At 46.3% G+C, this 26,748-nt stretch carries 23 protein-coding genes; 13 read left to right on the top strand and 10 right to left on the bottom strand.

Annotated features, from left to right (window positions below):
- Positions 1 to 34 precede the first annotated feature (34 nt).
- Complete coding sequence (locus I2494_RS16865; protein WP_218468025.1) at positions 35 to 610, top strand: UbiX family flavin prenyltransferase; 576 nt, start codon at positions 35 to 37, stop codon at positions 608 to 610.
- A gap of 77 nt (positions 611 to 687) precedes the next feature.
- Here the strand turns inward: I2494_RS16865 and I2494_RS16860 are convergent, their stop codons facing one another.
- Positions 688 to 1,761, bottom strand: a complete 1,074-nt coding sequence (locus tag I2494_RS16860; RefSeq protein ID WP_218468026.1) for a LacI family DNA-binding transcriptional regulator — start codon at positions 1,759 to 1,761, stop codon at positions 688 to 690.
- Between the two features lie 295 nt (positions 1,762 to 2,056).
- Between I2494_RS16860 and I2494_RS16855 the strand changes: the two genes are divergently transcribed.
- Positions 2,057 to 3,358, top strand: coding sequence for an MFS transporter (locus I2494_RS16855; RefSeq protein ID WP_218468027.1), 1,302 nt, complete (start codon positions 2,057 to 2,059; stop codon positions 3,356 to 3,358).
- Positions 3,359 to 3,469: 111 nt separating this feature from the next.
- Here the strand turns inward: I2494_RS16855 and I2494_RS16850 are convergent, their stop codons facing one another.
- Both I2494_RS16850 and I2494_RS16845 read right to left on the bottom strand, forming a co-directional pair.
- Positions 3,470 to 4,372, bottom strand: coding sequence for a TIGR01777 family oxidoreductase (locus I2494_RS16850; protein WP_218468028.1), 903 nt, complete (start codon positions 4,370 to 4,372; stop codon positions 3,470 to 3,472).
- A gap of 104 nt (positions 4,373 to 4,476) precedes the next feature.
- On the bottom strand, positions 4,477 to 5,127 hold the full coding sequence (locus I2494_RS16845; protein ID WP_218468029.1) for a glutathione binding-like protein: 651 nt from the start codon (positions 5,125 to 5,127) through the stop codon (positions 4,477 to 4,479).
- A gap of 195 nt (positions 5,128 to 5,322) precedes the next feature.
- Here I2494_RS16845 and yfcE point away from each other — a divergent pair, with 195 nt between their 5' ends.
- Together yfcE and yfcD are read left to right on the top strand one after the other, a co-directional pair.
- Positions 5,323 to 5,880: a phosphodiesterase gene (yfcE, locus tag I2494_RS16840; protein ID WP_218468030.1), complete on the top strand. Its 558-nt coding sequence runs from the start codon at positions 5,323 to 5,325 to the stop codon at positions 5,878 to 5,880.
- A gap of 3 nt (positions 5,881 to 5,883) precedes the next feature.
- Positions 5,884 to 6,435 carry an NUDIX hydrolase YfcD gene (gene yfcD / locus I2494_RS16835; protein ID WP_218468031.1) on the top strand — a complete coding sequence of 184 codons (552 nt, stop codon included), beginning with the start codon at positions 5,884 to 5,886 and terminating at the stop codon, positions 6,433 to 6,435.
- Between the two features lie 92 nt (positions 6,436 to 6,527).
- Here yfcD and pta read toward each other — a convergent pair whose 3' ends face one another.
- A complete protein-coding gene (gene pta, locus I2494_RS16830; RefSeq protein WP_218468032.1) occupies positions 6,528 to 8,675 on the bottom strand; it encodes a phosphate acetyltransferase in 2,148 nt (715 codons plus the stop codon).
- A gap of 74 nt (positions 8,676 to 8,749) precedes the next feature.
- On the bottom strand, positions 8,750 to 9,952 hold the full coding sequence (gene ackA / locus I2494_RS16825; protein ID WP_218468033.1) for an acetate kinase: 1,203 nt from the start codon (positions 9,950 to 9,952) through the stop codon (positions 8,750 to 8,752).
- 373 nt (positions 9,953 to 10,325) lie between these two features.
- On the opposite strand from ackA, the gene yfbV reads away from it, so the two are divergent.
- From yfbV to I2494_RS16785, 8 genes are all read left to right on the top strand, one after another.
- Positions 10,326 to 10,778 (top strand): terminus macrodomain insulation protein YfbV, encoded by a 453-nt coding sequence (gene yfbV, locus I2494_RS16820; protein ID WP_130590988.1) that lies wholly within the window; start codon positions 10,326 to 10,328, stop codon positions 10,776 to 10,778.
- A gap of 205 nt (positions 10,779 to 10,983) precedes the next feature.
- Positions 10,984 to 11,490 (top strand): YfbU family protein, encoded by a 507-nt coding sequence (locus tag I2494_RS16815; RefSeq protein ID WP_218468034.1) that lies wholly within the window; start codon positions 10,984 to 10,986, stop codon positions 11,488 to 11,490.
- 78 nt (positions 11,491 to 11,568) lie between these two features.
- Positions 11,569 to 12,222 (top strand): sugar phosphatase, encoded by a 654-nt coding sequence (locus tag I2494_RS16810; protein WP_218468035.1) that lies wholly within the window; start codon positions 11,569 to 11,571, stop codon positions 12,220 to 12,222.
- Positions 12,223 to 12,565: 343 nt separating this feature from the next.
- Positions 12,566 to 14,410, top strand: a complete 1,845-nt coding sequence (locus tag I2494_RS16805) for an SLC13 family permease (RefSeq protein WP_218468093.1) — start codon at positions 12,566 to 12,568, stop codon at positions 14,408 to 14,410.
- An 85-nt stretch (positions 14,411 to 14,495) separates the two neighbouring features.
- Positions 14,496 to 16,250, top strand: coding sequence for an alkaline phosphatase (locus I2494_RS16800; RefSeq protein WP_218468036.1), 1,755 nt, complete (start codon positions 14,496 to 14,498; stop codon positions 16,248 to 16,250).
- 2 nt (positions 16,251 to 16,252) lie between these two features.
- Complete coding sequence (locus I2494_RS16795; RefSeq protein WP_218468037.1) at positions 16,253 to 16,732, top strand: hypothetical protein; 480 nt, start codon at positions 16,253 to 16,255, stop codon at positions 16,730 to 16,732.
- Between the two features lie 14 nt (positions 16,733 to 16,746).
- On the top strand, positions 16,747 to 17,436 hold the full coding sequence (locus I2494_RS16790; RefSeq protein WP_218468038.1) for an ABC transporter ATP-binding protein: 690 nt from the start codon (positions 16,747 to 16,749) through the stop codon (positions 17,434 to 17,436).
- Positions 17,433 to 18,641, top strand: coding sequence for an ABC transporter permease (locus I2494_RS16785; protein WP_218468039.1), 1,209 nt, complete (start codon positions 17,433 to 17,435; stop codon positions 18,639 to 18,641). Before I2494_RS16790 ends, I2494_RS16785 begins: the two co-directional genes overlap by 4 nt.
- A 12-nt stretch (positions 18,642 to 18,653) precedes the next feature.
- On the opposite strand, the gene I2494_RS16780 is transcribed toward I2494_RS16785, so the two are convergent.
- The 4 genes from I2494_RS16780 to brnQ form a co-directional block, all read right to left on the bottom strand.
- Complete coding sequence (locus tag I2494_RS16780; RefSeq protein ID WP_218468040.1) at positions 18,654 to 19,034, bottom strand: YceK/YidQ family lipoprotein; 381 nt, start codon at positions 19,032 to 19,034, stop codon at positions 18,654 to 18,656.
- Positions 19,035 to 19,152: 118 nt separating this feature from the next.
- Positions 19,153 to 19,758: a 5'-deoxynucleotidase gene (gene yfbR / locus I2494_RS16775; protein WP_218468041.1), complete on the bottom strand. Its 606-nt coding sequence runs from the start codon at positions 19,756 to 19,758 to the stop codon at positions 19,153 to 19,155.
- Positions 19,759 to 19,925: 167 nt separating this feature from the next.
- Positions 19,926 to 21,419 carry a pyridoxal phosphate-dependent aminotransferase gene (locus I2494_RS16770; RefSeq protein WP_228350997.1) on the bottom strand — a complete coding sequence of 498 codons (1,494 nt, stop codon included), beginning with the start codon at positions 21,417 to 21,419 and terminating at the stop codon, positions 19,926 to 19,928.
- 545 nt (positions 21,420 to 21,964) lie between these two features.
- Positions 21,965 to 23,332 (bottom strand): branched-chain amino acid transport system II carrier protein, encoded by a 1,368-nt coding sequence (brnQ, locus tag I2494_RS16765; RefSeq protein WP_218468042.1) that lies wholly within the window; start codon positions 23,330 to 23,332, stop codon positions 21,965 to 21,967.
- Between the two features lie 680 nt (positions 23,333 to 24,012).
- Here brnQ and I2494_RS16760 point away from each other — a divergent pair.
- A complete protein-coding gene (locus I2494_RS16760; protein ID WP_218468043.1) occupies positions 24,013 to 24,903 on the top strand; it encodes a LysR family transcriptional regulator in 891 nt (296 codons plus the stop codon).
- Between the two features lie 447 nt (positions 24,904 to 25,350).
- On the opposite strand, the gene I2494_RS16755 is transcribed toward I2494_RS16760, so the two are convergent.
- Positions 25,351 to 26,739 carry an MmgE/PrpD family protein gene (locus I2494_RS16755; RefSeq protein ID WP_218468044.1) on the bottom strand — a complete coding sequence of 463 codons (1,389 nt, stop codon included), beginning with the start codon at positions 26,737 to 26,739 and terminating at the stop codon, positions 25,351 to 25,353.
- Positions 26,740 to 26,748: the final 9 nt, after the last annotated feature.

The raw sequence follows: 26,748 nt of genomic DNA, 5'->3' as shown, positions 1-26,748 counted from the left end.
CTGTCATGATTCAGCGAATGCGAAGAGTTTTCTTATGAAACGTTTGATTGTCGGTATTTCTGGCGCCAGTGGTGCGATCTATGGTGTTCGCCTGTTACAGGTTTTGCAAAGTTGTGCTGATGTGGAAACCCATTTGATTGTCAGTAATGCTGCCCGTCAAACGTTGGCGATGGAAACAGATTATAGCCTGCGTGATGTCACCTCATTGGCTTCAGTGGTTCATGATGTGCGGGATATTGCGGCTTCGGTTTCTTCCGGTTCGTTTCGTTGCCATGGTATGGTGATTCTGCCATGCTCGATGAAAACTCTGTCGGCCATTGTAAACAGTTACACTGATGATTTATTAAGCCGTGCAGCGGATGTGACGCTGAAAGAACGTAAGCCACTGGTGTTATGTGTGCGGGAAACGCCATTGCATCTGGGACATTTGCGATTAATGACGCAGGCGGCAGAATTGGGGGCAGTGATTATGCCTCCGGCTCCGGCGTTTTATCACCGGCCTCAAAGCGTGCAGGATATTGTTGATCAAACGGTAAACCGGGTGTTGGACCAGCTGGATATTCAGTTAGAACAAGACCTGTTTGAACGTTGGCAGGGCAGTAAGCCATAAGGCTATCCATGAAAGATTTTTCTGATTTCAGGATATAGGGTTAATTCATAACCATTGATTCTGAAACAACTAAAATCTTACTCATCATACAACCCATCATTACGCACTGCCGTATGGCTTTTGTTCGGGCGAATACGGCGTACCGACTCTCGGATTACCAGAGTACCGTTTAGTAATAAGTTTCCGATGGGAGCCTGTGGTCGAATCAAGCGCTGTTGAAGAATATGTACAGCCTCTTCACCAAGTTGATCGCGCGGCACGTGAACAGATGTTAACGGTACATCATGAATTGCCGCCAGATTGAAGCCGTCAATACTCATTACCGAAATATCATTAGGAACCCGCAGTCCCGCTTTTTGCAGCGCGCTGACGGCACCCGCAGCCATAAAATCTCCACCTACCAGTAACGCACTGGGTAATTTATCCCGTGGGGTGGTAGCCAGATAATCACAGATAAGCTGTTCACTTTCTTTTGCACTAAAGCTTTGTGCGGTGATCAGATGCCGATCGTCATCAAAAGGAAGATTATGCGCTTCCCAGGCATCACGGATGCCTGCAAGACGAAGCTCCATAGTGTGGCGTCGCAGGCACAGTAAGTTAACTACCTCTTTATGTCCCAGTTCGAAAAGGTAACTTGCGGCATATTCACCAATAAGCTGATTATCAGGGGATACGCCCGGCAGGCGCATCTTACGGTCGCGGCAGTTTATCAGAACGCATGGCTTACCCAAGTCCACTGCCAAATCATGAATATGGGGATCATCAATACCAAGCAAGAATACTGCTTCAGTATCGGGCTCATTCATTTTTGTCAGAAACAGGTTGGTATCACTATCCAATTCTTCCAATGCGCAATAGCGTAATCGTACTTCATGGGAATTTAGCGCTTTGCTGATGCCCTGAATGACGCGGTAATAGAATACATCCAGACGCTCGTCAAAGGCACGTTGAGGGGCAAATATCATCAGATTGTTAAGCAATAAACGTCCTGCCGCCATTCCTTGCAATACACCATTCTGTTGTGCGCAGGCCAGAATTCGTTGTTTTGCCGTTTCACTGGTGTTGGCTTTCCCTGCTAATACCCTTGAAACCGTGCTGATAGACAGCCCGGTTTGGGCAGCAATTTCGCTTATTTTTAGCTTTTTACTCATTCTGTGATCTATGCCCATTTTGCAAATGAAAATTTTTTCATCTTTGAGTGTTCATCATTTTTAAAGCCGTTTAACTAAATGTTTATTCAATTATTTCAGGCTGATGAAAATTATTGCAACGAATCTACTATTGGCCGATTTATAACTCATTTAGGCTCGATTTGTCGAATAGCTTTTAGCTTCTCTACGCAAAAAATTTAAATAAAAAAACAATTAATCAGATGGTTAAAGAGAGTGACAGCCAGAGGGATGTCATACCAACGCTGATTATTATCGCGGCAAGGAGAAGATCAAAATGAGTTCTGAAATAAATCAGGATGTGACCGCAGTGAAGGCCACGCGAACCATCCGTAACCTGCGCTGGTGGGTATTGGTACTGTTTTTGATGGGCGTCACCGTTAACTACATTACCCGTAACTCACTTGGTATTTTGGCTCCGGAGTTAAAAAATAGTCTGGGTATTACCACCGAGCAATATTCATGGATTGTTGGTGCGTTTCAGTTAGCTTATACGGTTTTTCAACCAATATGCGGTTGGTTAATTGATGTGATAGGTCTGAAGCTGGGCTTTCTGGTATGTGCCATTGTCTGGTCAATTGTTTGTATGATGCATGCAGGAGCGGGAAGCTGGCTACAATTGGCTATTTTACGTTTTATGATGGGTGGTGCTGAAGCGGCAGCCACACCGGCTAACGCCAAAACCATTGGAGAGTGGTTCCCTAAAAAGGAGCGTCCGGTTGCTGCCGGTTGGGCGGGGGTAGGTTTCTCTATTGGTGCAATGCTGGCTCCGCCGATTATCTATTTTGCACATGCCTCTTTTGGCTGGCAGGGTGCATTTATGTTTACCGGTATTCTGGCGATGGTGTGGGTTATTCTTTGGTGGTTGTTCTATCACAACCCTGAACAACATCCGAATTTGAGTAAAGAAGAGCTGGCATTCATCAAACAGGATAACGAAGCGCCCGCGGTGAAACTGCCATTCTTTACTGCGTTGAAAACCGTATCAAAAAACAAACGTTTTTACGGTATTGCCATACCGGCATTTATGGCTGAACCCGCCTGGGCGGTACTAAGCTTCTGGGTTCCTCTGTATCTTGCTAACGAACGGGGTATGGATTTAAAACAGATTGCTATGTTTGCCTGGCTGCCATTTTTAGCGGCGGATCTGGGCAGTGTTGCCAGTGGTTATCTGACGAAACTGTATGCTCGCTGGTTTGGCTGCTCACGTACCAACTCAGTGGTGGCCAGCTCGGTTACCGGTGCCTTTATGATGCTCTCTCTGGCTCTGGTTGCGGTGACGAAAGATCCCTACATTGCTATTGTCTTGATCTCTATCGGTGGTTTTGGTCATCAGATTATCTCTTGTATGTTGAGTGCGCTGGTTGTGGACTCTTTTGATAAAGGTCAGATGGCAACAGTGAATGGCATGCGAGGTTCTGCTGCCTGGATCGCCAGCTTTCTGTTCTCATTATTGATCGGTGTTACCGCCGATAAGATAGGCTTTAATCCACTGTTTATTGCGATGGGGTTCTTTGATTTGATTGGGGCAATATTCCTGGTGTCTTTTATTGCTGAGCGTCGAGCTAAACATGCCTGAGGTGAGTAGCATACTCGAGTAAATACTGAGTCTGAACACCGATAAGCACCAGAACAGGCTTATCGGTGTTGGCTAACTCAAGGGAAATGAGCGAAATTCATTTTCCTGTGATTAACTCTTCGGAAACAGATCCTCAAACGCCTTTTCTAAGTTGTTAAACTCAAAGTGATATCCTGCTTCTTCCAGCCGTTTTGGCAACGCATGCTGACCTCCAAGTACTAATACTGCTGATTCTCCCATCAGCAAGCGAATAACAAAGGCCGGAGTGCGGAAGAAGTGGGGCCTGTCGATAGCGGAGGCTAACAGGTCGGTAAATAGTTCATTGTGCACCGGATAAGGAGAAACCATATTAAATGGACCTTCCAGTTTCGGTGTGGTTAGCAAAAACTGGATGGCATTGACCATATCGTTAATGTGAATCCACGGCATATACTGTAAGCCGGAACCTAATGGGCCTCCGAGACCCATTTTAAAGATTGGCAACATTTTGCTGAGAGCTCCGCCCTCGGTCGATAACACAATTCCGGTACGCAGCAGGCAAACGCGAGTACGATCGCTTTTTGCCAGCAGGGCTTCTTCCTCCCAACGCTGGCAGAGAGTATGAGTAAATTCCGGATGCGGAGGCTCGTCCTCAGTAACGACGCTTTGCCCCTGATCGCCGTAATAACCAACGGCAGAGCCGGAGATAAATACCGCCGGAGGTGTGTGACTATCGAGGAACAACTTGCTGAGATGAGCGGTTAATTGCCAGCGGCTATTACACAATCGCCTTTTCTGTACCGCTGTCCAGCGCTTATCGGCAATAGGCTCTCCCGCCAGATTGATCACCGCATCGAAATTATCAAGATTTTTCAGATTATCCAGAGTATTGAGATAGCTGACGCTGTCACCAAACTGTGCTCTGGCTTTTTCAATATTACGGCTAACCACGCTAATGGTGTGGGACTGCAATAACAGGCTTTTGGTCAAATGACGACCGATAAGTCCGGTAGCACCAGTAATAAGTATATGCATGGGCGATCTCCTGAAGCAGTCGTAAGGAATAAAACCGTCTAGCATCTACTTATCATAGCGGATAGTTGACATAAAATATTATGATCGCTCACAACTTTGTGTTTTTACTCCATTTTGCTTTTTAATTGCCATTCGGTGTCTATCCGCCGGGCTATAACAACTGCCTGTCGTTTACTTATTCGCTGGTACCAGTTATTGACGGCAGGGTAGTCCTGTAAGTCGATGCGTTGCTTCTGATAATCGTCAACTAATGGGTATAGAGCAATGTCAGCAATACTGTAGCGATCGCCTGCAATATACATATTCGTGGTCAGACTTTGGTTAAGTGACCGATAGACCCCGATGGTTTCATTTTGATAAAGCTCAATGGTTGAGGGGATGATACGTTTAGAGTGGTGGCTGAAATACTCCATATTCTCCAGTGTTGGCATCAATTTGTTTTCCAGCCAAAATAACCACTGCAGCACATCGTAACGATGGCGAAGCCCAAAAGAAGCCAGATGACCGCTCTTTTCCGCCAGATACACCAAAATAGTACTTGCTCCATAAAGCGTTAACGGAGGCTCACCCGTATGCGGTTTTGGATCAATAATAATTGGCCCTCTCTCTTCAGGCGATAATGTCGTCAGCGTTTGCAGCGGGTAGTCGACACTGCTGAGCTTGAAAGGATGTATACTGTAAGACAGTTCAAGCTCTTCGAGAAAGATAGCGATCTTTTTCCCATCGGGAATTGGGGTGTAATAAAATTTAATCATAGTTCCCTCCATGTCATAAATTTTACTGGTTTAATATAGTTACTGGTTTTTTCCCTGTGACCAATGAGTATATTATGCCGGGACAAGCCTTTTTTATTCAGTAAAATGTGCGTTATTCTTATTTAATATTTTTCAGTTCATGGTTACTGGTTAAACTTCAATCTTGATTGATTTTGTATTCAGGAAGATTCACTGATGAAATTGATGTTTGCATCTGATTTACATGGTTCTTTATCGGCAACTCAATTGGTGTTAAAACATTTTGAGGATTCCGGTGCTGACTGGTTAATTTTATTGGGTGATTTGTTATATCACGGCCCTCGCAACCCATTGCCGGATAACTATAATCCTGCTGAAGTAGCACTGTATCTTAATCAGTTTGCTGATAGAATCATGGCTGTGCGGGGGAATTGTGATAGTGAAGTAGACCAAATGCTATTACACTTTCCGATAGAGGCAACCTGGCAACAGGTACTACTTGAACAGCGACGGTTATTTTTAACCCATGGGCATCATTATCATCCGGATAAACTCCCTGCGTTACGTACCGGGGATGTGTTTGTTTATGGCCATACGCACATACCTCAGGCTGAAAAGCGTGAGAATATTTACTTATTAAATCCGGGATCTGCCAGTCTGCCTAAAGGTGGATATCCGGCTAGTTTTGGTATGTTGAGTGATGGTGTGTTACAGGTGTTAAGCTTGCAACAACAAGAGCCCATTATTCAGGTATCTTTAGAGAAAAGGTTTTAACAGATGGAAGAACAAAACCAGGCCGAACAGGTTGAGTGGGTCGATGTTGTTGATGAAAATAACAATGTGATGGCCCAAGTAACCCGCCAGCAAATGCGGCAAAAGAATTTACGTCATCGGGCAACCTATATTGTGGTTCATAACGGTATGGGAAAAATATTGGTACAGCGTCGTACCGATAATAAAGACTTCTACCCGGGATGGCTTGATGCCACGGCAGGTGGTGTTGTTCAGCAAGGGGAAGATATGCTGACTTCAGCCCGTCGCGAGGCGGAAGAGGAGTTAGGCATTGCGGATGTGCCATTTGCCGATCACGGTACTTTTTACTATGAGTCAGATAACTGCATGGTTTGGGGAGCTCTGTTTAGCTGTATTACTCATGGCCCATTTGCCCTGCAGGAAGAAGAGATTGAGAGCGTTCATTGGTTAACGCTGGAAGAGATCAATCAACGCGCGGATGAGTTTACTCCGGATTCTGTGAAGGCGCTTAATTTGTGGGTGACGCGTAATCCTGAGCAGCAAGAAATGGCAGAGAGCGTTGAGCATCAAGTTTGATGTTATATGAGTTCTAATAGTTTTCAGTGAGTTGACCAAATAAAAATGCCGGATATTAAATCCGGCATTTTTTTCACCAATAAACGAGAGAATTAACCTTCGTTTTGTGCAGCCTGAATAGCCGTCAATGCGATGGTGTATACAATATCGTCCACTAACGCACCGCGAGACAGGTCGTTAACTGGTTTACGCATACCCTGTAACATTGGGCCGATAGAGACCAGATCCGCTGAACGCTGAACCGCTTTATAGGTAGTGTTACCGGTGTTCAGATCAGGGAAGATGAATACCGTAGCTTTACCTGCAACCGGAGAGTTTGGTGCTTTAGATCTTGCTACATCTTCCATAATGGCAGCGTCATACTGTAACGGGCCATCGATTACCAGGTCAGGACGTTTTTCCTGAGCCAGACGAGTCGCTTCACGTACTTTATCAACGTCGCTACCGGTACCGGAGTTACCGGTAGAGTAGGAGATCATTGCAACGCGAGGATCAACACCGAAGGCAGCTGCAGAATCAGCAGACTGAATAGCAATTTCAGCCAGTTGTTCTGCCGTTGGATCCGGGTTAATCGCACAGTCACCGTATACCAGAACTTGTTCAGGTAACAGCATAAAGAAGATTGAAGAAACCAGAGAGCTACCCGGTGCAGTTTTGATTAACTGTAGCGGTGGACGAATAGTGTTAGCCGTAGTGTGAACAGCGCCAGATACCAGACCGTCAACTTCGTTTTGCTCCAGCATCATGGTACCCAGTACCACGTTATCCTGCAGTTGCTCACGAGCAACGACTTCAGTCATGCCTTTGCTCTTACGCAGCTCAACCAGACGTGGAACATAGTTTTCACGTACTTCAGCCGGGTCAACAATTTCTACGCCTTTACCCAGTTCAACGCCCTGAGCTTCCGCAACACGTCTGACTTCTTCCGGGTTACCCAGCAGAATACATTGTGCAATACCGCGGTCAGCACAGATAGCAGCAGCTTTGATAGTACGTGGTTCATCACCTTCTGGTAGAACAACACGCTTGCCTGCTTTACGCGCCAGCTCAGTTAACTGATAGCGGAACGCAGGAGGAGACATGCGACGTGAGCCTTCACTGTTTGCTGTCAGGGTATCAATCCATTCGCTGTTGATATGGTTAGCGATATAGTTTTGAGCCTGTTCAATACGCTGATGGTCGTCGGCTGGCGCTTCCAGACTGAGGCTTTGCAGCGACAGAGAGGTTTGCCAGGTGTTGGTATCAACCATAAATACCGGTAAGCCGGTTTCAAAAGCCTGCTCGCACAGCTTGTGTACGCGCTCATCAATAGCGTAACCGCCGGTTAACAGTACTGCACCAATCTCTACCCCATTCATCGCGGCCAGACAGGCTGAAACCAGAACATCAGGGCGATCGGCAGAAGTCACTAACAGTGAACCTGGGCGGAAGTGCAGTAACATATTAGGAATGCTACGGGCACAGAAAGTCACGTTTTTAATACGACGGGTACGAATGTCACCTTCGTTGATGATACGTGCTTTCAGGTGATGGGCCATATCAATGGCACGGGTGGCAATCAAGTCCAGATTCCACGGAATGCAGCCTAAAATCGGCAGTGAGGAATTGGTGAACAGCTGAGCGGTATCAACCACGCTAATCGCGGGTTTGCTGGCTGAATCATCAAACATCTCTGACAGATCAGGACGAGTACGACCTTGTTCATCAACCGGGGCATTTAGCTTGTTGATGATAACGCCAGTGATGTTCTCATTTTTACTGCCACCGAAGTTAGAACGCGCTAAATCAATGCGCTCTTTCAACTGGGCAGGGGAGTCATTACCTAATGCCATCACAAAAACGATTTCTGCACCCAGCGTTTTAGCGATTTCATAGTTCAGGGCATTAACGAATTGATGGTGAGAAGTAGGAACTAAACCTTCAATCAGAACGACTTCAGCGTCTTTTGCGCACTCCTGGTAACGTTCAACGATCGTTTCCATCAGCACGTCTTGTTTATTGTTACTCAACATGCTCTCAACCTGAACCATGCTCAGTGGTTCAGCCGTTACGGCGTTGGAGTTAGCACGCAGAATAGTCGTAGTTTGGTCCGGCACATCGGCACCTGAGCGGGATTGTGCAATGGGCTTAAGAACGCCTAAACGGACACCTTTGCGCTCCATAGCGCGAACGACACCCAGGCTGACGCTGGTCAACCCGACGCTGGTGCCGGTAGGAATTAACATAATTGTACGAGACACGACGAAACCTCTTTAGGTTATGCTTTGGCTAAAACAACACCGCCAGCCTGAGCTGACGGTGTTATTGTCGTTATTTACGCGGTAAGACGAGATGCGTCCTGAGCGATCACCAACTCTTCGTTGGTTGGGATGATCAGTGCTGCACGAGTGCCATCTTTTGCGATGTTACCTGACTTACCAAAGCGGGCTGCCAGGTTGCGCTCGTGGTCGACTTCAAAGCCTAACAGAGCCAGTTTACCCAGTGCCAGTTCACGAACCATTGCAGCGTTTTCACCAATACCACCGGTGAAGATAACTGCATCCAAACGACCGTCCATCAGTGCAGTGTAAGCACCGATATATTTTGCTAAACGGTGACAGAATACATCCATCGCACGTTTGGCATCTTCTTTCTGTGCATAGTTATCTTCAACATAGCGGCAGTCGCTGGTGACTTCGGTCAGGCCTTGCAGACCAGACTCTTTGTTCAGCATCTTGTTGATTTGTTCCATGCTCATTCCCATTACGTCATACAGATGGAAAATGATTGCAGGATCGATATCACCACTACGGGTACCCATAACCAGACCTTCCAGCGGAGTCAGACCCATAGAAGTATCTACACACTCACCGTTACGAATAGCTGCAACAGAACCGCCGTTACCTAAATGACAGGTAATAACGTTTAGCTCTTCTACTGGTTTGTTCAGCATTTTTGCAGCTTCACGGCTGACATAGTAGTGGCTGGTACCGTGGAAGCCATAACGACGAATACCGTGCTCTTTATACAGGCTGTACGGCAGAGCATACAGGTAAGATTCAGCAGGCATTGTTTGATGGAAAGCGGTATCAAAAACGGCCACGTTTTTATTTTTAAGAGATGGGAACGCTTTGAATGCTTCTTCGATGCCGATCAGGCCTGCCGGGTTATGCAGTGGTGCGAATGGAGACGCAGCCTGAATACCTTTCAGCACATCAGCATTGATAACAACTGACTGAGTAAACTGCTCGCCACCGTGAACAACGCGGTGACCGATAGCGGTCAGGTTGTTTGACAGTTCTGGTTTTTTAGCCAGAATAGTATTAACGATGAATTTCAGAGCTTCGCTGTGTGCAGCACCTGCTCCAAGGGCTTCTTCGTGTTTGCTTCCGTCCATTTTCCATTTGATACGGGCTTCCGGAAGGTGGAAACACTCGGCTAAACCAGAAAGGTGTTCTTCGCCATTGGCAGCATCAATGATGGCGAATTTCAGAGAAGAACTACCGCAGTTAAGAACCAGAACCAGCTTACTCGACATGAGAAGTACCTATTTAATTTTGTGATTTGAAAAACGAAAATAGGGCAAGCGTAGCGTTAATCGGTGAGGCTGAACCTTTATCACCAAGTTTGCTGCGTACCCGCGTTTTATTATTGTACACAATTGCCTGAAAACAGGTTATTGGTATTGTTTTATCCCTAACAAAAAAATTGGCCATAAGGCCTTAGTCAGGATAATACCTGGCTAAGTAAAAATAAAACAGAAATGCAAATTAAATTGATATTTATTAAACTGCATCAAGTTTTTTGTGCATTTATTTTAAAATTTACAGAATTTTTTGAATGTGCATTATAATCCGGAACGCAACATAATGTACATATCGATAGATCCGGAATCAAAGGCGGCAAATTAAATGCTACGTTCATCAGGTCCTATCCGTTGGATTCAAATATTTCAGCGTGGGCAGACTTATATGAAGACCTGGCCAAACGAAAAACGTTTGTCTGCGGTGTTCCCGGAAAACCGTATCACCACGGCAACGCGCTTTGGTGTTCGCTTTATGCCGCCTGTTGCTATCTTTACCCTTGCCTGGCAAATTGCGATGAGCGGACAATTAGGGCCTGCGGTCGCCACTGCGATCTTCGCCTGCAGTTTACCAATGCAGGGGCTGTGGTGGTTAGGCCAGCGTTCTATCTCAATATTACCGCCATCACTGAAGCAGTGGTTTTTACAACTGCGGGAGAAGCTGGCGGAAGCCGGGCAGGAGTTTGCGCCTTTAGAACAAGAGCCAACTTATCAACACTTGGCTGAGCTGCTTAAGCATGCTTTTAATCAATTAGATAAAACTTTTCTGGATGAGCTTTAGTTAAACGTGCGGGCTTCTGATGTTGCTCAGAAGCTACGCTACGGATCGATTTTCCCTCCTTTATTTGTCACCCGCTCGGGTAAACAAAAAATTACACTGAATGGGTATCACTCTGTTGCGCAATATGCCATTCTCTATCCATTCGTGATGACGTTTATTCACATACAGAATTCTTTTTTGTTTTTGAATCTCAGGAGTTGTTATCGTGGAAATGACTAATGCCCAACGGCTAATCCTTTCAAACCAATATAAAATGATGACCATGCTGGACCCGGATAACGCGGAACGCTATCGTCGGTTACAGACAATTATTGAACGTGGTTTTGGTTTGCAGATGAAGGAACTGGAGCGCGAGTTTGGTGAACTTTCAGAAGAGACCTGCCGCACTATTATTAATATTATGGAAATGCATCACGCGTTGGGAGTCTCCTTTGAGAATCTGCGTGAAAATCTGAAAGATAAAGCCGAGATTGATGAACGCCGTATCAATTTCCTTGGTTTTGATGCCGCAACTGAAGCCCGCTATCTCAGCTATGTTCGCTTCCTGGTGAATACAGAAGGGCGCTATACCCACTTTGATTCAGGAACCCATGGCTTTAACTCACAAACTAAGATGTGGGATAAATATCAGCGCATGCTGGCTATCTGGCAATCCTGTCCGCGTCAGTACCACTTATGCGCTATTGAGATTTCTCAAATCATTAATGCCTGATGGCATCTCTTCTTTATTAATATGGTGGCCGGCTAATGCCGGTCACTGATTTTTTGTTTTGCCAGTGAGAATATTAATTTGAATTGCAAAGGTTTTCTTTTTGATTTGGACGGCACGCTGGTTAGCTCTTTGCCGGTGGTTGAACGTGCATGGTTAGGGGTTGCTGAACGTCTGAATGTTGCACCGCAGGAGATGCTCGATTTTATTCACGGTAAGCAGGCAATAACGTCACTGCGCCATTTTATGGCAGGCCAAAGTGAAGAGGCGATCAAAAAAGAGTTTGACCGACTGGAACAAATAGAAGCGACTGATACAGAGGGTGTGGAAGCTTTGCCGGGTGCTATTGAGTTGCTTAACCGCCTGAATGAACTGAAGGTGCCTTGGGCGATTGTAACCTCGGGTACCATTCCTATCGCTCATGCCCGCAGCAAAGCCGCAGGAATACCTTTCCCTGAGGTGTTTGTTACCGCAGAGCTGGTAGCCAGAGGTAAACCTGAACCTGATGCCTATTTGCTCGGTGCAGAACGTTTAGGTTTGGCTCCATCAGACTGTGTTGTGGTTGAAGATGCGGCAGCAGGATTGGCTTCCGGGTTGGCTGCTGGCTGTCAGGTGATCGCGGTAAATGCCCCTGCAAATACCCCTGAGCTGTCCCGGGTGGATAAATCGCTAAAAACGTTGCAACAGTTACATGTCAGTTATTCAGATAACATTGCCAGAATTCAATTTGATTAATTAAATGAATGATTAGCGGTATAAAGATAAGAAAGCTCCATAATTTGGGGCTTTTTTATTAACATGCTGATGACATTTCTGACTAATCTCCTTGTTTATGCTGAATGTTTCGGTTTTTGATTGATATAAGGTTGAGGATGTGTTTTATTCTATTTTAATCAGTTAAATCGCATATATTGTTCCTTTATTGATGGAAAAATAGGGTAACTTTACAGGCAGGCTGAAAAAATATCTTAAAGCCAATGTTTTATCACGATTAGTATTCGATAATATTTATGTATGGGGCAAAAACGTTCAGATAACCAGTAAGGGAGCCGCAGTGATCGAGCGATTATTGACAACGATGGGTACGCTAGCCGATAGCCAGCTTTTTTGGGTGGTGTGCTTTTTATTTATCGCAATAATCTTGTTCATATCCAATAAAGTGCGGATGGATGTGGTTGCTCTGCTATTGATTACCGTTTTTGTTACCAGCGGCATTCTGACGCTACCTGAAGCTATTTCTGGCTTCAGTGATCCCAACGTTATTCTGATTGCGCTACTGTTTGTGATTGGCGAAGGATTGGTGCGCACCGGTATTGCCTATCAGGTGGGCGACTGGCTGGTTCGGGTTGCCGGCAGCAGTGAAACTAAACTGTTGGTGTTGCTGATGTTAGCGGTAGCCGGATTGGGTTCAGTTATGAGCTCCACCGGTGTGGTGGCTATCTTTATTCCTGTGGTGATGAGCGTTTCATCGCGCATGGAGAGAGAGCCAGGCCGCCTGATGATGCCTCTGGCCTTTGCCGGATTAATCAGCGGTATGATGACGCTGGTAGCAACACCGCCAAACCTGGTGGTGAACAGTGAATTACAACGTTATGGCGTGGGGCAGTTTGATTTCTTTAGCGTAACACCCATCGGTATCGTGATTCTGGCGATGGGGATCGGCTATATGCTGCTGGTACGTCCCTGGTTGGTGAAACCGGTAAGTCAGGATAAAGCTAAGTCCCGAACCCGACGTACCATGCGTGACCTAATTCATGACTATAAGCTGAGCGGTCGTGCCCGACGCCTCTCTATTCGCCCCGGTTCCCCGTTAATTGGTCGTACGCTGGATGAACTACATTTGCGTTCCCGCTACAGTGCTAACGTAGTGGGTATTGAACGCTGGCGTAAATTTCGCCGGGTAATGATAGGTGCTTTTGCCGCCACTGAACTGCGGGTGCATGACATTCTGCTGGTGGATATGTTTGATCCGGAAGCGGATGTACGACATTTCTGTACCGAAGAGCAACTGGAACCGATGATTTTGCGTGGGGAATACTTCTCTGAACAGGCTCGCGAAGTCGGCATGGCGGAAGTGTCACTGGTTCCTGAATCTGAATATATTGGTAAAACCTTGCGACAGATGGGGTTTCGTACTCGCTACAATCTTAATGTGATTGGTATCCGGCGCAACGGCAAACTGATTGAAGCCAGTCAGATTGATGAAGAGCTAAAAGTTGGCGATATGATGCTGGTGATAGGTGACTGGCGCCAGATTCGTCAATTGCAGAGTAATACCCGTGACTTTCTGGTCATGAATCTTCCTGCCGAGGTGGATGAAGTTGCACCAGCTACCAGTCAGGCTCCTCACGCGTTATTGTGCCTGATTCTGATGATTTTCCTGATGGTGACAGACATTGTGCCTAATGTGATTGCGGCACTGTTGGCCTGTCTGTTAATGGGGAAATTCCGCTGTATTGATATGGAAAGCGCCTATAAATCTATCCACTGGCCAACACTTATTTTGATTGTTGGTATGCTGCCTTTTGCTCATGCGTTACAAAAAACCGGTGGTATCGATTTGGTGGTAAAAGGATTGATGGATGCCGTTGGCGATATGGGCCCCAGGGTGGTACTGCTTAGCCTGTTTGTACTGTGCGCGGTAATCGGCCTGTTTATTTCCAATACTGCCACTGCCGTATTGATGGCGCCTATAGCTATTGGTGCTGCAAATCAGATGGGGGTGTCTGCTCTACCATTTGCCATGGTGGTAGCGATAGCCGCTTCAGCCGCCTTTATGACACCGGTATCTTCACCGGTAAACACCATGGTGCTTGGGCCTGGTGGTTATAAATTTAGCGATTTCCTGCGTATTGGCGTGCCGTTCACTTTACTGGTGATGGTGGTGAGTGTGGTCATTATTCCGCTACTGTTTCCGTTCTAAGACATAAATTGGACATATATCGTTCATAAAACTGACATTCAGTCTGAGTAACCTGCACCTGAAAAATAAAAATCAGGAGAATGTTATGAAGGCAAGTTGGTTGATTCCTCTCACTTTTGCGTTAGTCCCTGTGGTTATTCCCGCTACGGCATCCGCCGTGACTATCTATCCAATCGATAGGGCCACCATGTTAACCGGTGGTAAATTTGACTTTAAGGTTGAATTTGACAAGCAAGTCGATCCCGATCAGGTCAGCGTTAAGATTAATGGAAAATCCTATCAACAGGTTTGGAACCAAAAAAGCGAATTTATTAAAGATGAAGATGGTCTTAACGCCTCATCACTGGTAATAAAGAATGTTGATATTGCTACCCCGGGTGATTACAACGTTGAAGTCTCGGCGGGTGATGAAAAAGGCACAGTAAGCTGGAATGTTTATCAAACGCCGGAAAAGCGTCAGGCTAAAAACGTCATTCTGTTTATTGGTGATGGCCTGTCAGTGGCTCATCGAACCGCTGCCAGAGTGATGTCAAAAGGTATCACTGAAGGTAAAGCTAACGGTCGTCTGGCCATTGATGATTTAACCAATATGGCATTTATTGGTACATCGAGTACTGACTCTATTGCGGCTGATAGTGCTAACACCATGAGTGCCTACATGACGGGGCATAAATCTGGCGTGAATGCGCTAGGGGTTTATGTCAGTCGGGCGAAAGACTCCCTTAATCATCCAAAGCAAGAAACACTGGGCGAGTTGATTAAACGCACTACCAATATGTCGGTGGGCATCGTCAGTGATGCCGAGCTGGAGGATGCCACACCAGCGGCTGTGTTGTCCCATACTCGTCGTCGTGCGGATAAAGCAGAAATCGTTAGTATGTTCTATGACGTTAAGCCGGATGTTTTGCTGGGCGGCGGTTCGGCCTATTTTCTGCCAGAAACTACACCGGGTTCTAAACGTAAAGATAACCAAAACTACGTTGAACGTTTCCAGCAGGCTGGTTACCAACTGGTTACCAATGCAGCAGAGCTGAAAAAGCAGGGCTCCGGAGCAGATAAGCTACTCGGCTTGTTCCATACAGGCAATATGGATGATGTGTTGGACCGACGCTTTCTGAAAAATGATGTAACTAAAAAGTTTCCCGACCAGCCAGATCTGACGGAAATGACCCAAACTGCACTGGATGTACTGTCAAAAAATCAGGATGGCTTCTTCCTGATGGTTGAGTCAGCGCTAATTGATAAAGCCTCACATCCATTGGATTGGGAGCGTGCGGCTTATAACACCATTATGCTGGATCAGTCAGTCGCTATTGCTAAGAAGTTTGCTGAAACCCATCCGGATACGCTGATTATTGTTACCGGCGATCATACTCACGGAATCTCCATTGTCGGAACCGTTGATGATGATAAACCGGGCAATGATATGCGCGAGAAGGTAGGCGTATATGAAACTGCTGGTTATCCAAACTATGCAGATAAAGACGGTGACGGCTATCCGGACAGGGTCGATGTTTCTAAACGCTTAGCGGTATTCTTCAATAACTTCCCTGATCATTATGAAACCTTCAGACCTAAGCTGGATGCACGTTTTGTGCCCGCAATTCAAAATGAGAAGGGAGAGTATATTGCCAACGCCATATACAAAGACATACCCGGAGCCGTATTAAGAACCGGTAATATCCCTCGCAATACCGATACCGGGGTGCACTCCGTTGATGACATGATTGTTCAGGCATCAGGCCCCGGAGCAGAGCGGATTCATGGCTATATGGATAACACTGAATTATTCCGTGTAATTGTTGATTCATTGTCATTAGGCCATGGTAAACAGGGGTGATAATGACAAGATACTCTGTTCTTAATCGCCGGGGCACTCCCGGCGGTTTTTCTGGCTGGCGCTATTGCCAATGGTTGCTGCTGATACTGTTTGTAGTATCACCGTTAAGAGCCCAGCCGACTCTCACCTTCGAGCAGTTTTATAGCAAAGTAAGCGTGTTGGGACTGGAGTTTTCCGATCGTGTAAAACAGCTGTCAGGCCAACAGATAGAAATCACCGGCTTTATGGCGCCTCCTATCAAAGCTGAATCCCAGTTTTTTGTCTTAACCAAAATGCCGATGGCAATTTGTCCGTTTTGCTCTTCGGATGCGGACTGGCCGGAAGATATTTTGGTGGTCTATCTCACCAAGCGCCAAACCTTTGTACAAAACAATAGCATGATAAAAGTAACCGGTACGCTGGAGTATGGAACCTGGCGCGATAAAGAGACGGGATTTGTCAGTCTGCTGCGCCTGAGAGATGCGCAATTTAGCGAACTTTAGTCAGGAGTAGGTATATGTCAGAACTGTTTATTAATCAGCTACAGGTCAGATTTAACGGTAGTGCTCAGGCGGCGTTGAATATTTCACAACTGGTTGTGCCCGGAGGGGCTCATGTAGCGGTTACCGGTGCTTCCGGCAGTGGAAAAACTACCTTGGTTAATGCCATTAGCGGCCTTGAACGCAGCGGTAGCGGTAAAATTTTCTGGGACGGTAAAGATATTGGCCGTATGTCGGAGCGCCAGCGGGATCGTTGGCGGGCAACGAATGTCGGTCTGGTGATGCAGGACTTTCATCTGTATCCCGGATTGAGCGCTCTGGATAATGTTTTACTTCCGGCACGTTTTCATCACTGGCGTTTGCCTTCATCATTGAAAACACATGCCGCTGAGTTACTGGAGCAGGTGGGTATCCGGCAGCACCGGCAGGTAGTAGATACCTTATCTCGTGGTGAAAAACAGCGGGTGGCAATAGCCCGTGCGCTGCTGAGTAAACCAGAAATTGTCATTGCCGATGAGCCGACCGCCAGTCTGGATGCCAATAACGGATTGGAAGTTATCCGTTTACTTACTCAGTTTGCAAAACTGTCGAAATCGACCCTGATATGCATCACACATGATCCTCGTTTAAGTGATGAAATGCGTCGGCGAATTACGCTGGAAAATGGTCGTCCGGTTAAAGATATCACCACAGGAAGAACACTATGATTCCTTTTAAAATTATCTATGCCGATTTTAAACGTCTGTGGGGTGGAACACTGATTCTTACCCTGTTGATTGCCGCCGCTGTGGCTTTCAGTATGGTGGTTAATTTGCAAGAAAGAGCGTTGCGGGAAGGAAGTGCCAGAGCGGCAGATCGTTTTGATCTAATCGTTGGTGCCGCAGGAAGTGAAACTCAACTGGTGCTATCCAGCGTATTTTTACAGCCTTCATTGTTACCATTGTTACCCCATCATTATCTGGATGAACTGAAACAGCACCCATTAGTCGAGTCAGCATCACCATTAGCTTTTGGTGACAGCTATAAAGGCATGCCCATTATCGGAACTGATGACGACCTGTTGCGGGGCAGGGATATACAGTACGGTAATGATGGCCAGAACCATAAAGATACAATATTTGGCAGTGAGTATGGCGCCATTGTTGGCGCGGCAACCGGGCTTGTTGTGGGTGATAAAGTTATTCCTATTCATGGGCAGGTTGGTAGTGAAGGTGCTCATCAACATGAGGCAGTCAATTATACTGTTACCGGCGTATTGTCAGCCTCTGGCGATGCCTGGGATAAAGCAATTCTGGTACCTATCACTGCTGTATGGGCAGTACATGGTGCTGAAGAACATGAAAGTCATGCAGATGATGAAATACACCACCATGGAGGCGATGTTTCTGCGGTAGTCGTTAAGCCGAAAAGTATTGCCGGAGCCTATCAACTCAGATCGCAATATCGTTCCGGTGAAAGTCTGGCGGTTTTCCCCGGCGAAGTATTAACTCGTTTGTACGGTACGCTAGGGGATGCTCGTCAGGTTCTCTCCCTGATGGCAATGGGAACCCAGGTTCTGGTGTTAATTGCCATTTTGATGGTCATCATAGTGCATCTTGAGCAACGTCAACGGCAATTTGGCGCATTACGCGCTTTCGGTGCACCGCAACGCGGCATTGTGGCATTAATTTGGTGTGGGTTGATGTTAATGATGAGTATCGGGATTGTACTTGGGGTAGCAGTGGGTTATCTGGTGACGCTATGGATATCGCAGAGTATATCTTCATTGTATGGCATAAAACTACCGGTCACTATTCAACCCGAGGATGGTCTGTTGATAGCAATGATATGGGGTATTATTGGTGTGGTATTACTTCTGCCAGCGATATTGGTTTATCGGCGTTCACCAGCACAGGCATTGAAGACGGTATAAATGAGTTCAGGCTTAACGGCAGGTCTTAATAATTTCCCCGTTCGATTGTTTGATTTTTTGACAATTCAGGCCATTTTCAACGGTCGGGGGTTCCTGAGTAAGATAAAGAACACCATCAATGGGTAGCAGTAAGGTATCCAGTACCAGTGAAAAGGGAAGATCGAGCAGGGCGACAGGACGGCTAAAATTATGTAGTAAATCTATGCAGAGCTGTTGATTGGATTGATTAGCACATTGTTGTTCATCACTGGTAAATAGCCACTCGACATTAACACTGGTTCCAGGATAGAAGGGAGCACTGGGCCCTTTAGTGGCCCGAACCACCGTGCTCATACAACCAGAGAGTTGAACGCTAATTAAGATAATAAAAATCAGTATTAACCGTGCTCTCATAACAGAAATATCCATTTTTGTATTATGCGGTTGTCTGAAAATAGCAAACTGTCGATTGATTGAAGCGCCTGGTTCAGATTTGGCAATATTTTAACGCCGTTTAAACACAACTGATGAGTTATAACTGGCTATCCCCACTGATCTCATCTAACGACAAACTAAAACTCGGTACAAATACGTTAATGAAATATTCCATTTCCGGGCTGTGGCGAAGTTTTAGCGTCTTTTCCAGCCGCTGTTTCGCCAGCGTGAATTCATTATTTCCGGCGGATAGTTCTTCCAGGCTTTTCAGATAGGCACAAAGCGCATCAGCCTGTTTAACTACCAGTTTTTCATCTTCACTGTAGTAGCTGTCATCCAGAACAGAACGAAAGTCTTGCTGTAACTCTTCGGGTAACATTTCAATCAGTTTAAGCTGCGCCACTTTTTCTATCTTCTTATATTCATGGGCAATTTGCGGATTGTAATATTTGATTGGGGTAGGCATATCGCCGGTCAGTACTTCGCTGGCGTCATGATACATGGCTAACAGTGCAATTCGGTCAGGGTTCACATTGCCATTGAATTTTCGATTTTTGATGACCGCCAGAGCATGGGCAACAAACGCCACCTGTAAGCTATGTTCAGAGACGTTTTCAGTGCGAACATTACGCATCAGGGGCCAGCGACTGATTAATTTCAGACGTGATAAATAGGCAAAAAAGTGGCTTTGGGTCTGGCTCATGATGGTTCTACCTCTGTTGGTGCAAAAAACAAGGCTAGATTGTGGGGAGTTATCGCGTTGAGTGCAAACTGAATGTGTGAATATTTAGAAAATAGCCGGGAATACAGGGAAAAGAGCAACCAGAGACGAAATGAATGGCGGTGGAAAACACCGCCATTAGAAGAATATTATTGTTGCTTATAGGTTTCCAGGAACTTAGCAAATTTACCAATAGCCATTTCCAGTTCATCTACCCGGGGAAGGGTTACGATGCGCACGTGGTCAGGGTATGGCCAGTTAAAGCCAGAACCCTGAACTAACAGAACCTTTTGTTGTAGCAGCAGGTCAAGAACCATCTGCTGGTCATTCTTAATATTGAAGCGTTTGGCATCAATTTTCGGGAACATATACAGCGCACCTTTGGGCTTCACGCAGGAGACACCCGGAATTTGATTAATCAATTCCCATGCGCGGTCACGCTGTTCATACAGACGCCCACCCGGTTGAATAAACTCATTAATGCTTTGGTAGCCACCAATGGCGGTTTGAATGGCATGTTGCATCGGCACGTTTGCACACAGGCGCATTGAAGCCAGCATTTCTAAACCTTCAATATAGCCTTTCGCGTGTTCTTTCGGGCCGCTTAATACCATCCAACCCTGACGGAAACCGGCAACACGATAGGTTTTAGACAGACCGTTAAAGGTGATGGTTAACAGGTCTGGAGCCAGCGCAGCGATAGAGTGATGTTGTGCGTCATCATAAAGAATCTTGTCGTAGATTTCGTCTGCAAAAATGATCAGGTTATGCTCACGGGCGATTTGAACAATTTCTAACAGCAGCTCTTTGCTGTAAACCGCACCGGTTGGGTTGTTTGGGTTAATGATCACAATACCACGAGTGCGTGGGGTGATTTTTTTACGAATATCATTTAAGTCCGGGAACCAGTCTGACTCTTCGTCACACATATAGTGCACGGCATTTCCGCCAGACAGAGAGACTGCCGCCGTCCATAACGGATAGTCCGGAGCAGGGATCAGCATTTCATCCCCCATATTCAGCAGAGCCTGCATTGCCTGCACAATCAGTTCAGACACGCCGTTACCGATATAGATATCTTCTACGGTGATGTCCCGAATTCCTTGTGCCTGATAGTGCTGCATAATGGCTTTACGAGCAGAGTACAGGCCTTTGGAATCGCAGTAACCCTGTGCTGTTGGCAGATTACGAATCACGTCCACCAGAATTTCGTCAGGTGCTTCAAAACCAAATGGTGCCGGGTTACCAATGTTCAGCTTAAGAACTTTATTGCCTTCTTCTTCCAGACGCTTGGCTTCTTTCAATACCGGGCCGCGAATATCGTAGCAAACGTTATCCAGTTTTCGGGATTTCTCGATGACTTTGTTTGAGCTTGGTTCGCCAGATGGCTTAATAATTTTTGGTGCAGTCAGGCTTTGTTCTGCGGCATCCAGCATGGCGTTAACCATAGGATCGTCGCCTTTAGGCTCCGTCTGGTTTTCATCTGAAGCGACAATAATGCCGGTATTGTCTGAGAGCAGACGCATAGTCGCGCCTGATGCAAAGGCGGGAGCAGCATCCAAAAGTTCTTTTTTTAAACGTAACGCTTGAGAGTTACCGCTTTTGAAGGATGTCAGATCGATCCATTCATTTGACCCTGTCATGCCACACCGCCTTAGTACTTTATAGGTTGTATATTGTCGTGTATGTTTTTGTATATGGCGAATCCTACTATTGGATATACTTTATGGCAAGGGGTGGTTGATAAATTTCATTAAAAAAATGTGGATGGGTGTTTTTATGGGGAATGTATATACGGTTTTATCGTGGTGCTAATACATGATTGGCTTTTGTGAATATTTCGGCCGTAAAATCTGAAGTGCGTATACTAACGTTGTGCCCGGCCGGAAGAGCATTTGTACTCAGATTCGGAGTGTGTCGGCCTGAATTCCCTAAGAGCCGTCATAAAACACCTTTGGTGTTTTGCCCTTCGAGCCAGCGCGAGCGCTGTTCAAACAGGCTTTCGCCTGCTTGTCGTTGGCTGACGCCAAGTCGACCCCAACGGCAATCCCTCCCTCTAATGGGCTATTTTAAGATCTCAAACTGATACTGATAGACTTGTTCATCAATCTGATACCGGACTAAGCCTTGCATCAGGTAATAAAAAAGCAGCGTTTCCGCTGCTTTTTATATTCATATATCCCAGTGATTAGCTGATAGTTTTGGTTTTATTGCCGGGAATCAGGAATACCAGCAGCATTACTATCGCTGTTGGAAGTACCCACGCCATGCCCTGAGCTGCCAGCGGCATATACTCAGTTTGCGAATCCAGCAGGGATTTAATCCAACCCACGTTCTGCAAGCCGGCAATGCCGCGCATACCGTCCAGCAGGCTAAAAATCAGCGCGACAAACATCACGGTACGGAAAGCATATTTAGGGTTTGGTAACCACGGGCGAATAAATGTCAGGGCAACCAGCGCGATAGTCAGTGGATACAGCGCTAATAACACCGGTACAGACAGTGCGATTAACTGGCTCAGGCCCACGTTGGCAACCAGTGCACAGATAATACATAACACGACCACCCATTGGCGATAGCGTAGTGGAGTCAGAGTAGAGAAGTAATCAGCACAGGCACTGACCAGACCCACGGCGGTAGTCAGACAGGCTAACAGTACAACCCCAGAAAGGATCCATTGACCCGGCTGGCCAAACAGCGCTTGTACATAGGCGGCCAAAACCACGCCGCCGTTTTCTGCACCCGGCGCTACAGTTGACGATGTCGCACCCAACCAGAATAGAGAGATATAGACAAAGGCTAAACCCGCAGCAGCGATCAGGCCAGCAATCACCAGATATTTGTAGGTAGACTTTGGCTCCGTGACGCCCTTACTACGCAGTATATCTACCAGCAACATACCAAACATCAGGGCGGCGAAGGTATCCATGGTGTTGTAGCCACCAATAAAACCTTTAGTAAAAGCGTTATCCTGATAGCTGGCGGCAGGGGTAGAAAGCGTACCTTGTGGTGCAACGATGACACCAATAGCCAGACAAATAAGCAACAGGAACAAAGCAGGCGTTAATATCTTACCGATGTTATCAATCAGCTTGCCGCGGCTCCAGGAGAAGAACAATGTTGCCACGAAAAACAGACTGGTAATGATAGCCTGTGTTTTGTCGAGGATGATATCAGCAGACAGCGTTAGTTGGTTATCTTCCAGCGTACCTATCAGCGGTTTGATCGCCATTTCATAAGCCACCAGACCGGTACGTGGAGTAGCAAAAGCAGGGCCGATAATGATAAACAGCAATACGGCGGCAAAAGTACCGGTGCCTTTTGGCAAGTCAGTGGTCATGGAAGGTAAACCACCACCAACGCGCGCAACGGCAATAATTGATACCAGAGGCAGGCCCACAGCCGTCAGCAAAAAGCCAAACATGGCATACAGTACATTGGTACCCGCTAATTGGCCTTCCAGTGGAGGAAAGATAATGTTGCCTGCACCTAAAAAGAAAGCGAAGGTCATTAAGCCTAAGCCAATCGTATCGGCGTGGCTCAAACGTTGGTTCATGTGTTATTCCTTGTCTTAAATAACAACCAGTAACTTATTGATAATTTTTATAAAATCAATGAATCTTAAAAAACTAAGTCTGGTTCAAAAATAGGTTAATATGTGGAAAAAAACGCTGATTTTGAATTTAAATTCAACTTTAATGAATAAACCCAATTTATTCACTAAAGCTGAGTCCATTATCCAGCGGATTACCATTCAGGGGGATAGTCCATGATTGGCGGCCTTTACGCAATAGGAGTAGCATAAAATATGCAAAAATTTGGTGCTGAAACCAAATAATTGGATTTAATAGCTGGTTTATCGCTCATTAATGGATGTTTGGTCTAATTAATCCACTTAATTATGGTTGTAAGGACAGTCTGATTGCGTGTTAAAGGCCAAATTTGGCGATTTAGCAAGTATTGCCTGATTAAAAATCAAGCAAATAGCGCATTAAATTAATCAATTCGAGGTAATAAATATGTGAAATATGATTCAATCAGAATAATTTGTTGAGTCATTTTATCTTTTTTACCAAAAGCGTATTTTCTAGCGAATGTCAGTAGCTATATCAACTTTGCGTCAGGTATGGGAGTAGGATAAGGTAACTTAATCCTGGTTGTTATTGGCGTAATTTAGCAATGATCAACTTACAGAGTACGCCTCGTCGTTCTGTGGAGAAATGAAAGAGTTACACTATGGTACATCTGAAACGTCCTATTCCTAATCTTGAACTTGATCTGTTACGAACCTTTGTTGCCGTGGCTGAAGGTAATAGTTTTGCTGCCGCAGCAGAGTCCGTACATCGTACACAATCTGCCGTTAGCCAGCAGATGCAGCGTTTGGAGCAGTTGGTTGGTAAGGAGTTATTTGGTCGCAGCGGACGCAATAAATCGCTAACTGAACACGGTGTGAAAATGCTGGGCTATGCCAGGCGTATATTGCGTCTGAATGACGAAGCATGTTTGTCTTTAATGTATGACGATGTGGATGGCGTTTTACGCATTGGTTCACCGGATGATACGGCAAATACTATTTTGCCTGAGTTGCTCTCCCGTTTCTCTAAAGCTTATCCACGGTTGGTGATTGAGATTGTGGTTAAACGCAGTCCATTTCTGATGGATATGCTGAAAAATGACGTAGTGGATATGGCTATTTCTACGGTAGAAAGCGTTGATTACCCCAGTTTAGTACTGCGGGTCTCTCCTTCTTTGTGGTACTGCGCGACCAATTATGAACTCAATATAGATGAGCCATTGCCGCTGGTGGTTCTGGATGAACCCAGTACTTATCGTAATATGGCAATTAATCATCTGGAGCAGGCGGGTATTGCCTGGCGAATTGCCTATGTAGCCACCACACTCTCGGGTGCCAGAGCCGCTGTTCGGGCAGGGCTGGGAATTATGGCGCGTTCTATTGAGTTATTGGGGGATGATTTAAGGATCCTGGGTGAGGCGGATGGTTTGCCGCGTTTACCGGATATTAAATATAACCTGTATATGCGGAGTAATAGTCCGCAGAAGGCGGCGAAGGTGTTGTTTGAGTCGTTGAAGGGGGATGATTATTATTCGGATGATATGACTGGCTAAGATATGAGTTAGTTTCGTTCACATATAGTTTTGCGTTAGTTTCGTCCACCAATAGTGCTGTGTTTGGATTGGCTATCGTGCAGGTGGCCGAGCAAAGGGCGCTGGGGCGAGCGCCCTCTGCACTCCCGCGCCTTCGCACCCGAATCCAGGTCGCCTGACGGCGACTTCCCTCCGCCTTCATTCGGGCTTACGCACCGGCATGGATTCGTTCCAGACGAAGCCATGCCTCGCCAAACATCCCTGTTTGGCGTGCTACCCTCTCTCAGTTGTCGGCTGAATTCCAGTGCTCTTTGTTAAAGGTCAAGGTCAAGGTCAGATCAAGATCGAGGGCGTTGGAGAGGTTAGGGGCGATAATTTTGTTGTTAGTTTATTTGATAAAAAAGGCCCTTATCACGGTTAGAGTGAGATAAGGGCAAGGGGTATACAAGGAAATAATATTTTTTATTATTAGAATGACTTCACTGTGTCAGTGAGGAGTTTTGCCAGTTCGGTGACGGACTGGTTTTCCAGATCGCTGACCAGTTTAATGATTTTTTCGCTGGCTTCCTGAGTCAGGATACCGGCTACGCTGTCGCGGAATTTGCGCTCTACGTCGCTACGCTGCATCGGGTTATCCGGATTACCGTAGTTAATATCCAGACGTTTGCTAACCATGGTGCCGTCTTTCAGCGTTACATCAATGTAGCCCGGGAAGTAGGTTGGGAAGGGGATCTCTCCCGGTTGGCAATAACGGTAAGAGACCTTTTTTGCCATCTCCAAGACTTCCGGGCGGGTTAACTGCTGCGGCTGGAATGATGAAAGATTCAGGCCATCATCGTAGATGCCGCTGGCGACCAGATACGGCAGGCTGAATTTCGCGGCATAAGGGGTCTGTGGAGCAAACTTGTTTTCCAATGGTTCGCAAATCAGCGCGGCGGCAATGGGGTCGACCACGCAATGAATACTTTCGATGTTATCCGGCGCGATACCATCCTGACGTAACATACGGGCGCAATCTACAGTGGCGTGAGCGAAGTGGCAGCATGGGTATGGTTTGATTGAGACATGCATCATTTCCCAACGTTCGCCTAATTCAGCATACACTTCTGCCGGTTTGGCATTTTCTTTTATACCGTGGGTGACATATAACCCGTAACGGCCTTCAAAAATAGTCAGAGGCCCCGTCATACCACTTTTGGCCAGATAGGCTGAAATCAATCCAGAGTGGGCAGACCAACCGGCATGGAAGCACTTTGCTGAAGAGCTGTTGGTCAGGTATTCCGCTACGCCGGAAGCCTGACTGCCGGTTAAACCAATGGCGTGAGCACAGGCTTCCGGACTCAGTTTGAGTAAATGTGCGGCGCTGCTTACTGCACCAAACACACCGGCAATAGCGGTGGAGTGAAAACCGCGCTGGTGAAACGATCCTTTGGAGGCAATACCTACCCGGGCAGCCACTTCCCAGCCAATCACATAAGCAGCCAGCATGGTACGACTATCAAGCTTCAGGTCTTCTGCCAGCGCCATAACCAGCGGTGCCAGTACTGCACTACCATGAACAATAGAGTCGGTATGTGTATCATCAAAATCCAGCACGTGCGAGGTAATACCGTTTGCCATTGCCGCATAGGCGGGAGAAAGCCTGTATGGACTTCCCCATATCCGGCATTCTCCCTGGGTGTGCGGCATTTCAACCAGACTGGTGCGGCTGTTGATACCGTTAGCCTGAACGGAACCCGCCAGTGCAACGCCAAAGGTATCTAATAAATGAAGTTTGGCCCGCTCAATAACCTGAGCGGGAATAGACTGAAAATTTTGTTGGGTAATAAACTGACTTAAATATTCACTGTGGGTCATGATTGTGTT

Source organism: Limnobaculum allomyrinae (genome assembly GCF_016649425.1).
In the GTDB taxonomy this organism is placed as follows: domain Bacteria; phylum Pseudomonadota; class Gammaproteobacteria; order Enterobacterales; family Enterobacteriaceae; genus Limnobaculum; species Limnobaculum allomyrinae.
This window is presented reverse-complemented; position numbering and strand designations above follow the sequence as displayed.

What these genes read in the sequence shown, in the direction of transcription:
- I2494_RS16855 (WP_218468027.1), top strand. Translation starts at nt 2,057, where the DNA reads ATGAGTTCTGAAATAAATCAGGATGTGACCGCAGTGAAGGCCACGCGA.
- ackA (WP_218468033.1), bottom strand. Translation starts at nt 9,952, where the DNA reads ATGTCGAGTAAGCTGGTTCTGGTTCTTAACTGCGGTAGTTCTTCTCTG.
- I2494_RS16800 (WP_218468036.1), top strand. Translation starts at nt 14,496, where the DNA reads ATGAAGGCAAGTTGGTTGATTCCTCTCACTTTTGCGTTAGTCCCTGTG.
- yfcE (WP_218468030.1), top strand. Translation starts at nt 5,323, where the DNA reads ATGAAATTGATGTTTGCATCTGATTTACATGGTTCTTTATCGGCAACT.
- I2494_RS16845 (WP_218468029.1), bottom strand. Translation starts at nt 5,127, where the DNA reads ATGATTAAATTTTATTACACCCCAATTCCCGATGGGAAAAAGATCGCT.
- I2494_RS16790 (WP_218468038.1), top strand. Translation starts at nt 16,747, where the DNA reads ATGTCAGAACTGTTTATTAATCAGCTACAGGTCAGATTTAACGGTAGT.
- brnQ (WP_218468042.1), bottom strand. Translation starts at nt 23,332, where the DNA reads ATGAACCAACGTTTGAGCCACGCCGATACGATTGGCTTAGGCTTAATG.
- I2494_RS16795 (WP_218468037.1), top strand. Translation starts at nt 16,253, where the DNA reads ATGACAAGATACTCTGTTCTTAATCGCCGGGGCACTCCCGGCGGTTTT.
- yfbV (WP_130590988.1), top strand. Translation starts at nt 10,326, where the DNA reads ATGCTACGTTCATCAGGTCCTATCCGTTGGATTCAAATATTTCAGCGT.
- I2494_RS16780 (WP_218468040.1), bottom strand. Translation starts at nt 19,034, where the DNA reads ATGAGAGCACGGTTAATACTGATTTTTATTATCTTAATTAGCGTTCAA.
- yfbR (WP_218468041.1), bottom strand. Translation starts at nt 19,758, where the DNA reads ATGAGCCAGACCCAAAGCCACTTTTTTGCCTATTTATCACGTCTGAAA.
- I2494_RS16850 (WP_218468028.1), bottom strand. Translation starts at nt 4,372, where the DNA reads ATGCATATACTTATTACTGGTGCTACCGGACTTATCGGTCGTCATTTG.
- yfcD (WP_218468031.1), top strand. Translation starts at nt 5,884, where the DNA reads ATGGAAGAACAAAACCAGGCCGAACAGGTTGAGTGGGTCGATGTTGTT.
- I2494_RS16760 (WP_218468043.1), top strand. Translation starts at nt 24,013, where the DNA reads ATGGTACATCTGAAACGTCCTATTCCTAATCTTGAACTTGATCTGTTA.
- I2494_RS16755 (WP_218468044.1), bottom strand. Translation starts at nt 26,739, where the DNA reads ATGACCCACAGTGAATATTTAAGTCAGTTTATTACCCAACAAAATTTT.
- I2494_RS16805 (WP_218468093.1), top strand. Translation starts at nt 12,566, where the DNA reads ATGGGTACGCTAGCCGATAGCCAGCTTTTTTGGGTGGTGTGCTTTTTA.
- I2494_RS16865 (WP_218468025.1), top strand. Translation starts at nt 35, where the DNA reads ATGAAACGTTTGATTGTCGGTATTTCTGGCGCCAGTGGTGCGATCTAT.
- I2494_RS16860 (WP_218468026.1), bottom strand. Translation starts at nt 1,761, where the DNA reads ATGAGTAAAAAGCTAAAAATAAGCGAAATTGCTGCCCAAACCGGGCTG.
- I2494_RS16785 (WP_218468039.1), top strand. Translation starts at nt 17,433, where the DNA reads ATGATTCCTTTTAAAATTATCTATGCCGATTTTAAACGTCTGTGGGGT.
- I2494_RS16770 (WP_228350997.1), bottom strand. Translation starts at nt 21,419, where the DNA reads ATGACAGGGTCAAATGAATGGATCGATCTGACATCCTTCAAAAGCGGT.